7 protein-coding genes and 1 other RNA gene are annotated in these 12,220 nt (G+C 57.8%); 4 read left to right on the top strand and 4 right to left on the bottom strand.

Annotation, left to right across the window (positions count from 1 at the left end):
- Positions 1-6: 6 nt before the first annotated feature.
- The gene (locus tag H7850_RS11565) at positions 7-1,230 is read right to left on the bottom strand and encodes an ATP-grasp domain-containing protein (protein WP_227369692.1); all 1,224 of its coding nucleotides are present in this window, start codon (positions 1,228-1,230) and stop codon (positions 7-9) included.
- Positions 1,231-1,525: 295 nt separating this feature from the next.
- Between H7850_RS11565 and ffs the strand changes: the two genes are divergently transcribed.
- The 3 genes from ffs to H7850_RS11550 all read left to right on the top strand — a co-directional run bounded on the left by ffs (position 1,526) and on the right by H7850_RS11550 (position 4,378).
- An RNA gene (gene ffs, locus H7850_RS11560) (signal recognition particle sRNA small type) lies at positions 1,526-1,622 on the top strand.
- A gap of 120 nt (positions 1,623-1,742) precedes the next feature.
- Positions 1,743-3,659, top strand: a complete 1,917-nt coding sequence (locus H7850_RS11555; RefSeq protein WP_227369691.1) for a DUF294 nucleotidyltransferase-like domain-containing protein — start codon at positions 1,743-1,745, stop codon at positions 3,657-3,659.
- Positions 3,656-4,378 (top strand): 3'-5' exonuclease, encoded by a 723-nt coding sequence (locus tag H7850_RS11550; RefSeq protein WP_227369690.1) that lies wholly within the window; start codon positions 3,656-3,658, stop codon positions 4,376-4,378. The genes H7850_RS11555 and H7850_RS11550 overlap by 4 nt, the downstream gene beginning before the upstream one ends.
- Before the next feature lie 69 nt (positions 4,379-4,447).
- On the opposite strand, the gene H7850_RS11545 is transcribed toward H7850_RS11550, so the two are convergent.
- The 3 genes from H7850_RS11545 to H7850_RS11535 all read right to left on the bottom strand — a co-directional run bounded on the left by H7850_RS11545 (position 4,448) and on the right by H7850_RS11535 (position 9,808).
- The gene (locus H7850_RS11545) at positions 4,448-6,109 is read right to left on the bottom strand and encodes a BCCT family transporter (protein ID WP_227369689.1); all 1,662 of its coding nucleotides are present in this window, start codon (positions 6,107-6,109) and stop codon (positions 4,448-4,450) included.
- A gap of 125 nt (positions 6,110-6,234) precedes the next feature.
- On the bottom strand, positions 6,235-7,899 hold the full coding sequence (locus tag H7850_RS11540) for a BCCT family transporter (protein ID WP_413614156.1): 1,665 nt from the start codon (positions 7,897-7,899) through the stop codon (positions 6,235-6,237).
- 268 nt (positions 7,900-8,167) lie between these two features.
- Positions 8,168-9,808, bottom strand: coding sequence for a BCCT family transporter (locus H7850_RS11535; protein WP_227369688.1), 1,641 nt, complete (start codon positions 9,806-9,808; stop codon positions 8,168-8,170).
- Positions 9,809-10,199: 391 nt separating this feature from the next.
- Between H7850_RS11535 and dnaX the strand changes: the two genes are divergently transcribed.
- Complete coding sequence (gene dnaX / locus H7850_RS11530) at positions 10,200-12,215, top strand: DNA polymerase III subunit gamma/tau (protein ID WP_227369687.1); 2,016 nt, start codon at positions 10,200-10,202, stop codon at positions 12,213-12,215.
- Positions 12,216-12,220 lie beyond the last annotated feature (5 nt).

Below are 12,220 nucleotides of genomic sequence, written 5' to 3'. Positions count from 1 at the left end.
GTCTGCTCATACGTAGAAATCGAGCTCTTCCTGATGCTTCAACAGATCGCGCATGGTATGCGGATCGTCGCCGAAGAAATAGATCAGTCCCCAGTGCGTACCAAATGCAGTGCGCTTGGTCACGGTCTCTTCCAGCGGAGCCGTCAATTCATGAGACTCGAAGTACTCGTGCTGTTCCGTTTCCTCAGGAATCTCGAGCTTGCTGACCACCCTCCGGCGCGGATAGACCCCGAAGCAGCCTGCATGGCCCTTGGCATCCACCACCTCCTTGGGAAAGAAGTTCGTGATTTCCTCCTCGGTGGTCTTGGGGTCGAAGGACAACACCAGCCCTTGATAGGCGTTGAAGCCGTAGGCGCGTTCGAGCAGCTCGAAGACCTTGAAACCCGGCGGACGGTAGGCGACTTCACCAAAGTACATTTCTCCGTCACTGGTGACGAAGTACTCGGGATGGATGAAGCCAAATTCGATATCGAAGGTCTTGATCAGTTTCTCGATCTGGCGAGTGATCGCTTCCCGGTACTTTTCAAGCTCCGGGGTCGCAGGCACGAAGACGGAATAGCCCAGGGTCACGTACTCGGAAATATTCAGAAAGCGAATCTTGCCGTCGTGTACCCACGCCTCGACGGCGAATTCCCAGCCGTCCAGGTGGCTCTCCATCAAGACCGGGAATTCCTCGTCGGGAATCGTATCGATCTCGTCCGGGGTACGGATGACCCGATGGCCGAGGCAGCCCGCTTTATCGAAGGCCTTCAGGTGAATGGGGTCGTTGGGGTCGCCATCGAGTTTGAGTAGGGTCTGGTTGACGCGCTTGAGAAAGCGAATGACATCGGACTTGTCGTGGGCTTCCTCGAAGATGCCTACGCGAATACCGCCAAGCTGAGCACGACGCTTCATCAATGCCTTGTCGCGCAGCAATAGAGCCTGCCCGTACAGCCGCGGGTTATCCATCAGCACCGAGTTGATTGCACCGGCCCACTCCACGGTTTCCTCGAAAAGCGGAATGGCAACATCGACTCCCATGTCATTGAGGGTTTCAGCAATTTCCATCGAACGGTCGTTGAGACGTTCGAAATTCCAGGCAAGATAAGGAATGTCATGTTCCTTGCAATACTCTTCCGCCCAGTCCGGTGCCACGATGACGTAGCGCCGGTCAAAGCGATCCAGCGCCTCGATGGCACTCAGGCTCCAGCCAAGCATCGCAACGTAACCCTTGTCAGGATTCTTTTCCATGAATCTACTCCCTGATAATTATTGTATAAACAGTGAGTCGCCATGAGACGTTCGGCTCCTCATTCCTTTGTAAGCATAGCAGCCAATGGCGCCAATAAAACCGTGGACTTTTGTCGTGCCGGGGTAATCAAGCGTTACCCATGGCATGATGAAGCTTCTACGTCGGTATCCGACCTTGATGACGGCTCGGGCCGCTGGTATATTGCGGTCTCGCTGAACAAGCTCCTGAAAGTTCAGGAGCTTGCCTTCGAGTCGTTGAGCGCTGTGCTGCGCTTGACGGTTCTGCGGTGGCCCTCGTCGGTCCTCCCGCAACGCTAAACTGCGAACCCCGCCAGGCCCGGAAGGGAGCAACGGTAGCGGTGGCTGCGTGTGCCGGGATGTGGCTGATGGGGGCTGCCTCCAACATGAAGACTGCTCGCCTCATCGTCCTTTCACGTATGTGGTCTTTTCTTGACCCGACAGTTCATCCTTTTGACAATTCCTCGATCGACCAATGACCTGGATGTCTGCTCATGAATACCGAATTGCTGGAAATCCGCGACCATCTCGGGCGGTTCGCACCCTTTGATCGCCTATCCGATGAATTGCTCGATGCGGCAGCAAGCGAGGTTCAGGTCAGCTATTACCGGGCGGATACCGAAATACTGGCCCGGGATCAGGAAACCCACGAGCTGTGTTATATCCGTAGCGGCGCCGTGGAGATGTATCGCCGCAGCGGGAGTCTCTACAACCGCTTGAGTGAAGGTGACATCTTTGGTTACTCCGATTTGTTACGCCGCCGAGGCGTCCAATTTCCGGTGCGGGCGATCGAAGATACGCTGATCTACTTCATTCCCGAAACCGTGTTCGAGCGTCTTTGCGAGGAAAACGACGATTTCGCCGACTACGTCGAGGAGGGTGGGTCGGCACTGAAGACTACCGTGGAGCAGCAGCGTCATAATAGCGACATGATGACGTCCCGAGTGCGCAAGTTGATCCGACGCTATCCCACCATGGTCGAGCCATCGGCGACGCTGCAGGAGACCGCCATGCGCATGCGCGATGAGTCGTCAACCGCGGTACTCGTACTCAGCTTTCCGGATGAAGATCATTCACGGCAGTTTACCCTGGCGGATGGCCAAGCCTGGAAGCTGGCAGGAATCTTGACGGACCGCGACTTCTGTACCCGAGTGCTGGCCGCCGGCGTGACGCCGGAGTCACCGGTAACCGAGGTGATGTCCAAGGACCCGATTACCGTACAATCCGAGGAGTCCTTGTACGAAGCCATGCTCTGCATGCTGCGTAACAATGTACACCACCTGCCGGTGCTACATCGTCGTCGCCCGATCGGCATATTGCATCTATCGGATATCGTACGCTATGAGACCCATAGCAGCCTTTATCTGGTCAGCAATATCTTCAGTCAGTCCAATGTCGAGGGGCTCAAACGTCTGAGTGTCGAAGTGCATTCAGCCTTCGTGCAGCTGGTGTCGGAAGGGGCGGATTCCCAGATGATCGGCCGTGCGTTGTCCAGCATCGGTCGCAGCTTTACCCGGCGGTTAATCGAGCTTGCCCAGGAAGAGATTGGCCCGGCGCCGATTCCCTTTTGTTTCATGGCACTTGGCTCCATGGCGCGGGATGAACAGGCCATCGTCACGGATCAGGACAACGCCCTGGTCTTGAGCGACGATTTCGTCTCTGCAGACCACGACGACTACTTCCTGAAGCTTGCCACCTTCGTCAGCGATGGCTTGGCAGCCTGCGGATACAGCTATTGCAAGGGCGACATCATGGCCACCAATTCCCGTTGGCGGCAACCGTTGTCCGTGTGGAAAACGTACTTCTCGACCTGGATCGACGAGCCCAACCCCGAGCGTCTGCTCGACAGCTCGATCTTCTTCGATCTGGACGGCGTGTATGGCGAGGAAGTGTTCGTCGAGCAGTTGCAGGACCTGGTTGCGAGCAAGGCCTCGCAGAGCCCCTTGTTTCTTGCCGCAATGGCCCGTAATGCATGCAACCGTACGCCGCCGCTGGGGTTCTTTCGCACCTTCGTGATGGAAAAGGATGGCAAGCACGACAACTCCATCAATCTCAAGCGCCGGGGCACCGCGCCCTTTGTGGATCTGGTGCGGGTGCATGCCCTGGCCTGCGGCTCAAACGCCCAGAATACCTTCAATCGTCTCGAGGCCATCAATGCGGCTCGAATACTTCCCGAAGGGGGCAGCGCAAGGCTCGGTCATGCGCTAGAGTTCATTTCCATGGTGCGCCTGCGCCATCAGGTAATGGATATAGAGGCAGGGCAGCAACCGGACAACAACATCGAGCCGGAGAGCATATCCAGCCGCGACCGGCACTATCTGAAGGCGGCCTTCGAAACACTGAGTCATGCGCAAAAGTTCATCAAATTTCGCTATCCGATACCAACGAAGGGCCGCCGAACCGAAATATGACGTCTCTTCTTTCAAGCAAGCACGATCAGACAAACTGGGCGGACTACATGGCAAGCTGCGCCCAGGTGGCGCGGGATTCTGGTCTTCGGCGTTTTTACTCTGCGGGTATTCCAGATCCGCAAACGCCCATCGGTGACGTGCCATTGGTGGCCCTGGATCTGGAAACCACCGGGCTCGATGCAGTACGCCACGGTATCGTCAGCGTTGGCGCCCAGCCCTTTACGCTCAAGCGCATTCCCCTTGCGCAAAGCCACTATTGGGTAGTGCAGCCGCGCCAGCCATTAAGCGAGCAATCCATCACGTTTCATCACATCACCCACTCCGAGATCGAGACGGCGCCGGATCTTGGCGACATACTCGCGGAACTGCTGGAGGTTCTCGCAGGCAGTCTGGTGGTGGTGCATTACCGCAACATCGAGCGTCCCTTCCTCAATCGCGCTACCCGTACCCGAATGGGCGAGAATCTGCTGTTTCCCATGATTGATACCATGCAATTGGAGGCGCGAGTGCATCGCAAACGGCGCTGGGCCTGGTTGAAGCGGCTCAGCGGGCGCCCCTCTGCTTCGTTGCGCCTGGCGGAAAGCAGGGAGCGTTATCATCTACCGTTCTATACCGGGCATCACGCCTTGCTGGACGCGCTGGCGACGGCGGAGCTGTTCCAGGCTCAGATCGCTCGGCACTATTCACCGCAGACCCCAATCAGCGATCTGTGGTGCTGAGTACAGGCAGTTGGGTATGAAAAAAGCGGCCATGGCCGCTTTTTTTAACACCGGTTTCGATAGACTGACTCAGCCACGCGGCTCGCTCATGAGCCCCTTGACGATGGCGTAGCAGCAGGCAAGCAGCACCAGGGTGAAAGGCAGGCCCGTGGAGATGACCCCCGCCTGAAGCGCCGTCAAACCCCCGCCCAGCAGCAGAGCGATGGCAATGACGCCCTCGATGATGGCCCAGAAGACGCGCTGAACTCTGGGGGCGTTGACCTTGCCCCCGGCGGCGAGAGAGTCGATGACCAGGGAGCCGGAATCCGACGTGGTGGTGAAGAAGACGATGACCAGCACGATGCCCAGAAACGACGTGATCGACGAAAAGGGCAACTGGCCCAGCATGACGAAGAGCTGAAGTTCAAGATCCGCATTCTCGACGCCTTGGAACCCATCGGCAACGACCTGGTGGATGGCGGTATTGCCGAAAGCGGTCATCCAGATGATCGACACCACCGAAGGGATCAGCAGCACGGCAACCAGGAATTCCCGCACACTGCGGCCCCGGCTGATGCGGGCGACGAACATGCCCACCAGCGGCGTGATGCTGATCCACCAGGCCCAGTAGAAGGCGGTCCAGTCCTCGACGAAACCTCTGTCGTCACGACCGAAGGGGTTGGACAGGGCCGGTAGATGAGTTACGTAGGAAGCCAGGTTCTTGAAGAAGCCGCCAATGAGATACAGGGTCGGCCCCACGGCGATCACGAATACCAGCAGCAGGAACGCCAGCACCATGTTGATCTGAGAAAGACGCTGCACGCCCTTGTCCATGCCTGCCAGGATGGAGAGCAGGGCGATGGCGGTGATGCCCATGATCAGCAGCACCATGGTGATGTTGTTGTTCGGAATGCCGAACAGATGCTCCATGCCCGCGGTTGCCTGGGAAGCCCCGATGCCAAGGGAGGTGGCTAGACCAAAGAGGGTGGCGAATACCGCCAGGATATCGATGAGATGCCCTGGCCAACCCCAGATACGCTCTCCCAGGATGGGATAGAAGATGGAGCGCATGGTCAACGGCAGGCCCTTGTTGAAGGTAAAGAGCGCCAGCGCCAGGGCAACCACCGCATAGATGGCCCAGGGATGCAGCCCCCAGTGAAAGATGGTGGCCGCCATGGCGAGCTGCGTGGCCCTGGCGGAGTCATCGGACGCCGCGCCGAGAGGCGCCGAATCCGTGCGCAGGCCGCTCTCGGTGACGATACCGCCGGAGGCGTTGCTGAAGTGGGTGATCGGTTCGGCGACGCCATAAAATATCAGGCCGATGGCCATGCCCGCGGCAAACAGCATGGCGATCCAGCCGGTGTAGCTGAAATCCGGCTTCGCATGCTTGCCCCCAAGCCTGATCTTGCCGTAGGGCGAAACGATCAGACCGACGCACAACAGCACGAAGATATCCGCCGCCAGCATGAAGAACCAGGCTAGATTGCCGGTCAGCCAGGTGCGCATGCTGCCGAAAATCGGTTCGACCTCGTTTTGAAACGCCAGGGTGATGACGACAAAAAATACCACCATCAAGGACGATACGAGAAAGACCTTGCCGTGCAGATCGACATTCACGCCGAATTTGCGGGTCGTGATGTTGTCCTGCCCGATCACGTAATCGGTATCGATGAGGTTGGTGGGTCCTTCCGGAGTGGGAATGCCTTCACTGATGTCATCGTTAGTCGATGAGGTTGATGATTTCTTGTCCAAGAGCATCTCCTTGTCGTTTGTGCAAGACGTATCTCGAGAAAATAGAATCAAAAAGGGGCAAGCCTTTCTGTTGAAAAGCCTTGCCCCTTTATGCGTAAGCGTTTTCGCTATCTATTGGCCGGATATCAGCTACGGGGCTCGCTCATCAGTCCCTTGACGATGCCGTAGCAGCCCGCCAGCAGTATTAGCGTGAAGGGCAGGCCAGTGGAAACTGCCATGGCTTGCAGTGCGGTCAGCCCGCCACCCAGCAATAGCGCAATCGCAATGATGCCTTCAATGAGCGCCCAGAAGACACGCTGGCCCGTGGGAGCATCGACCTTGCCGCCGGAGGTGATGGTATCGATTACCAGGGAACCCGAGTCCGAGGAAGTGATGAAAAAGACCATGACCAGCACGATACCCACGAAGGACGTGACCGCCGTCAGGGGTAGCTGACCCAGCATGACGAACAGCTGCAGCTCCAGGGCGGCGTCTTTGACGCCCTCGAAGTTCTCGGTAACGATTTGGTTGATGGCGGTTCCCCCGAAGGCGGTCATCCAAAGCACCGAAATCAATGACGGCACCAGCAACACGGCGATCAGGAATTCGCGCACGCTGCGTCCGCGGCTGACCCGGGCAATGAACATGCCCACAAACGGTGACCAGCTGATCCACCAGGCCCAGTAGAAGGCGGTCCAGCCTTGGCGGAAGTTGTCGTCCTCGCGGCCGAAGGGGTTTGATAGCGCTGGTAAATGAATCACGTAAGAACCCAAGTTTTCGAAAAAGCCCGTGAGAATCGCCATCGTAGGGCCGACGAAGATCACGAACAGCAGCAGCAGAAAGGCCAGGCCCATGTTCAGTTGTGAAAGCCGCTGTACGCCCTTGTCGACACCCGCCACCACCGATAGCAGAGCGACCAGGGTGATGCCCAGAATCAGCACTACCATGGTGACGTTGTTGTCCGGGATGCCAAACAGGTAGCCAAGCCCCGCAGTCGCCTGGGAGGCGCCAAACCCTAGCGAGGTTGCCAGACCGAACAGGGTGGCGAAGACCGCCAGGATATCGATGATATGACCCGGCCACCCCCAGACGCGCTCACCCAGGATCGGGTAGAAGATCGAGCGCATGGTCAGCGGCAGGCCCTTGTTATAGGAAAAGATCGCCAGGGACAGCGCGACGATGGCGTAGATTGCCCAAGGGTGCAGGCCCCAATGGAAGATGGTGGCGGCCATGCCAAGCTCCATGGCGGCTTCCGCATCGCCCCCCGCGGCACCTAGAGGCGCCCAGTCGGTTCTGGCGCCGCCATCACCTGCCGTGATGCCTCCCATGGAAGAGGAGAAATGCGATATCGGTTCCGAAACGCCATAGAACATCAGTCCGATGCCCATGCCGGCGGCAAACAGCATGGCGAACCAACCCGCATAGCTGAAGTCCGGTTTGGCGTTCATGCCACCGATGCGTACCTTGCCCAGCGGTGATACCACCAATCCAAGGCACAAGAGTACAAAGACGTTGGCGGCCAGGATGAAGAACCAGTCCAGCTTGCCGGTGAGCCAACTGAGTACGCCACTGAAGATCGGCTCGACCTCGGTTTGCAGCGCCAATACCAGAACGACGAAGAATACGATCACCAGGGCTGAGATGCTGAAGACCTTGCCGTGAAGATCGATGGCCATGCCGAATTTACGGCCGCTGACGTTGTCCTGGCCAATGACGTAGTCCGTGTCGATCAGATTGGATTTGCCGGTCGGCGCTGGAACGCCTTCGGTGCTTTCGTCGTTCGTCGAGGGGGAGGATGGTTTATCGCTCAAGAGCGTCTCCTTGTTGTTTTCGTAAGAGTTTTTTCATAAGAATTGTTTGCGTAAGGCATGCAGCGGGGAAGTATAACTAAGCTTTGTCTGAAAAACCGGCAAGCGATGGCTAGGCAAGGCAAAAATTGGCGAAAAACTGGGTTTACAAAGTATAAATAAGTATTTTGACCAATTTTTAATGCCGTATGGGCACGCAGCCATTTTTCCGGCAGAGCGCAAAAGGGGTAAGGCTTTTCTTATAAAGCCTTACCCCACGGATTGCGAGCATCTAGCTGCGTGGTTCGCTCATCAGTCCCTTGACGATGGCATAACAGCCCGCCAGCAGAACCAGGGCAAAGGGCAGTCCGGTAGTAAGCACGGCGGCCTGCAATGCTTCCAGGCCGCCGCCCAGCAGCAGCGCAATGGCAATCGCCCCTTCGATGAGCGCCCAGAAGATACGCTGCGACTTGGGTGCATCCACCTTGCCACCGGAGGTAATGGAGTCGATTACCAGCGAGCCGGAGTCAGAGGAGGTGATGAAGAACACCATGACCAGCACGATGCCAACGAAGGACGTGATGGCCGATAGCGGCAGCTGGCCAAGCATCTCGAACAGCTGCAGCTCGACGGCGGCATCCGCGACCCCCTCGAAGCCGGCAGTGTACTGCTCGATGGCGGTACCTCCGAAGGCAGTCATCCATAGCACCGACACCAGCATGGGTACCAACAGCACGGCAATCAGGAATTCACGCACCGTGCGCCCACGGCTGACCCGGGCGATGAACATGCCCACAAACGGTGACCAGGAGATCCACCAGGCCCAGTAGAAGGCGGTCCACCCCCCCATGAAGCTGCTATCCTCGCGGCCGAAGGGGTTGGATAGCGCCGGTAGTTCCTTGAAGTAGGAGAGCAGGTTTTCAAAGAAACCGGTGGCGATCATCAGAGTCGGGCCAACGACGATCACGAACAGCAACAGTAAAAACGCCAGGCCCATGTTGACCTGGGAGAGACGCTGTACGCCCTTGTCCACACCGGCGACCACCGAGCCCAGCGCCACGAGAGTGATACCTATGATCAACACCACCATGGTGACGTTGTTGTTCGGCGTATCGAACAGGTAATGAAGCCCAGCCGATGCCTGAGTGGCTCCTAGACCCAGGGAGGTAGCCAGGCCGAACAAGGTGGCAAACACCGCCAGGATATCGATGATATGCCCCGGCCAGCCCCATACGCGCTCCCCGAGAATGGGGTAGAAAATCGAGCGCATGGTCAGCGGCAGTCCCTTGTTATAGGAAAATAGCGCCAAGGCCAATGCCACCACTGCATAGGTTGCCCAGGGGTGCAGGCCCCAGTGAAATATGGTAGCCGCCATACTGAGTGAAATGGCGCCCTGCTGATCACCCTGAGCGCCGCTCAATGGTGCCCAGTCGCCACCTTCAAATGCCGTGTTGAAGTGAGTCAGCGGTTCCGCCACACCATAAAACATCAACCCAATGCCCATGCCCGCAGCAAAGAGCATGGCAAACCAGCCGGCATAGCTGAAGTCTGGCGTGGACTTGGGACCGCCCAGGCGCACCTTGCCCAGGGGAGTAAAAATCAGAACCACCGTCAACAATACGAAGATATTGGCGGCGAACAGGAATACCCAACTGAGATTGCCGGTTAACCAGGTTCTCGCGCCGTTGAAAAGCGGCCCTGACTGGTCCGGAAAGGCCAGGGTGATCACGACGAAAAACAGAACCAGCAGCGACGATACCATGAAGACCTTGCCATGAAGGTCCACGTCGATGCCGAGTTTCTTGGTCTGAATATTGTCCTGACCGATCACGTAATCGGTATCGATCAGATTGGTTCGGCCTTCCGGCGAGGGAATGCCTTCGGTCCCTTCATTTGATTCTGGCGTATTGCTTGAATTGGAATTGTTCCCCATCAGTTTTCTCCATTGTCATGGATATGACTTTCAGTTGTGAATTCGATTTTCAAGACCATACGAAAATACAGAAATAGCGTGCGACTAGGCGCTATGCCGCTACTGGTCGGCCATGATGACATGAAATCATCACGGTAAGTACACGCTCATGGACAAGCGTGCTTGTATGAAATAAGTGCGAAGAGGCCCCCAGTATGCGGATTTTTCCGTCTTTATTCAAAATTACCCGGACCAGCAAACGGCAGATTTAAATTAATTCGGCGCATAATGAGCGCTTTTTCATGCCCAGGCGTTGCGCTTTGCGCGGCTCCCTCTAACGGCTAGAATATGGGTTGGAAGTCGTGGCGCTTCCCGCAAACCGATCATCCTCTCCGCAAGGAATCCGCGCTCAATGAGCTATCAGGTATTGGCCCGTAAATGGCGTCCGCGCACCTTCCATGAGCTGGTAGGCCAAGAGCATGTGCAGCGTGCGCTGGTCAACGCGTTGGATCAGGGCCGGCTGCACCATGCCTATCTGTTTACCGGTACACGCGGGGTGGGCAAAACGACCCTGGCGCGCATTTTGGCCAAATGCCTGAACTGCACCGCAGGCGGCCGCGGCGATGAAGGCGTTACTTCGCAACCCTGCGGCGAGTGCGACAGCTGTCGCGCCATCGACGAGGGCCGTTTTGTCGATCTGATCGAGGTGGATGCGGCTTCGCGTACCAAGGTGGAGGACACACGGGAACTGCTGGACAACGTGCAGTATGCGCCGGCCCAGGGGCGCTACAAGGTGTATCTCATCGACGAGGTGCACATGCTCTCCACTCACAGCTTCAATGCGCTGCTGAAGACGCTGGAAGAGCCGCCCCCTCACGTGAAGTTCTTGCTGGCCACCACGGACCCGCAGAAGTTGCCGGTTACGGTACTGTCCCGCTGCCTGCAATTTACTCTCAAGAACATGTCTCCGGAGCGCATCGTCGAACATCTGGATCGGGTGTTGGCCGCCGAAGACGTGGCCTTCGAACGAGATGCCCTGTGGCTGCTGGGCAAGGCGGCGGATGGCTCCATGCGCGATGCCATGAGCCTCACGGATCAAGCCATCGCCTTCGGGCAGGGAAGGATTGTTCGCGCCGACGTAGCCGCCATGCTGGGAACGCTGGATCAGCGCCTGTTGCTGGCACTCGTCGAGGCCCTGGCTGACGTGGATGCCGCGCGAGTGTTGAATGAAATTGCCGCATTGGCAGAGCAGGGGCCGGACTTCGCCGGCGTACTGGATGACTTGACCGGCGTTCTTCATCGCCTTGCCATTGCCCAGATGGTGCCGGATGCCCTCGATAACGGTCACGGCGATCGGGACGAGCTGCTTGCGCTAGCTGCGCGTTTCACCGCGGAAGACGTACAACTTTATTACCAGATCGGTTTGCAGGGTCGGGCCGATATGGACAGCGCTCCGGATGCGCGCACTGCTCTGGAGATGGCCCTGCTGCGCATGCTGGCATTTCGTCCTCAAGGCGTTCCCAAGCCGCCTCAGACACCGCTGCCGCTTCGTGGTGAATCCAGTCACGCTCAGCCGGCGCCCTCGTCTTCATCGACATCTGCCCAGGATGCATCCTCTTCCATGCCTTCCTCAGCGGAGAACGCGGAGCGCGACGATCAACAGAACGCCCGGCATGACGAGGAGGGGCTTGAAGTCGACAGCGCGCATCAAGCGGATGCGTTGCAGGATCTACCGCCTTGGGAAGCCTTGCCGGAAGCTCCACCTGCGTCTGCTGACGGGGCCTTGGTAGAGGCCGGGAAAGAACCGGTAGAAGAGCCAGAAGATGAGCCGATCCCGGTAGAGGAGCCTGAAGAAGAACCTGCCAAAGAAGAACCGATAGAAGACGCAAAGGTAGAGGCCGGCGAGAATTTTCAGAAAGATGAGGCTGCCGCAGAAGCGCATGCTTCGGACCCTGACGAAGCGTCGCTATCGCAAGAAAAAGAAGCGCCACAACCTCAGGAAAAGCCTGTGCTGTCCCAGGTGCCGGATATGCTGGATCATGATGCCTGGCTGGCCCTGTTTCCGCGCCTGACGCTATCCGGCTTGACGCGTAACCTGGCGGCCCACTGCATTCTGGATGAGGATGATGGTGCCCGGGTGCAGCTGCGGCTCGATCCGAGCCAAGCGGCCATGAACGCAGATGTTCATGTCGAGCGCATCCAGCGTGCGCTCTCCGAGATCGGAATCGAGCGGCGTGTAAGCGTGGAGCCACAAGCCATTCCCGAGAACATCGAGACGCCCAAGCTACGCAGCGATCGTGAAACCACAGAGCGTCATGCGGTGGCGGTTGAAGCCTTGCGGGGCGATCCCCACATTCAGCAGCTAGAGCAGGCATTTGGCGCTCGTCTACTGGAACAGACCGTCGCGCCTGCTGCGCAGGCCGATTGACTCCA

Origin of the sequence: Halomonas sp. M20, assembly GCF_020622265.1 — a bacterium.
Classification (GTDB): domain Bacteria; phylum Pseudomonadota; class Gammaproteobacteria; order Pseudomonadales; family Halomonadaceae; genus Modicisalibacter.
Note: the sequence above shows the minus strand (reverse complement) of the source record. Positions and strands in the feature narration are given on the sequence as shown.

Coding starts and splice junctions, on each gene's coding strand:
- H7850_RS11565 (WP_227369692.1), bottom strand. CDS start 1,230: ATGGAAAAGAATCCTGACAAGGGTTACGTTGCGATGCTTGGCTGGAGC.
- H7850_RS11555 (WP_227369691.1), top strand. CDS start 1,743: ATGAATACCGAATTGCTGGAAATCCGCGACCATCTCGGGCGGTTCGCA.
- H7850_RS11550 (WP_227369690.1), top strand. CDS start 3,656: ATGACGTCTCTTCTTTCAAGCAAGCACGATCAGACAAACTGGGCGGAC.
- H7850_RS11535 (WP_227369688.1), bottom strand. CDS start 9,808: ATGGGGAACAATTCCAATTCAAGCAATACGCCAGAATCAAATGAAGGG.
- dnaX (WP_227369687.1), top strand. CDS start 10,200: ATGAGCTATCAGGTATTGGCCCGTAAATGGCGTCCGCGCACCTTCCAT.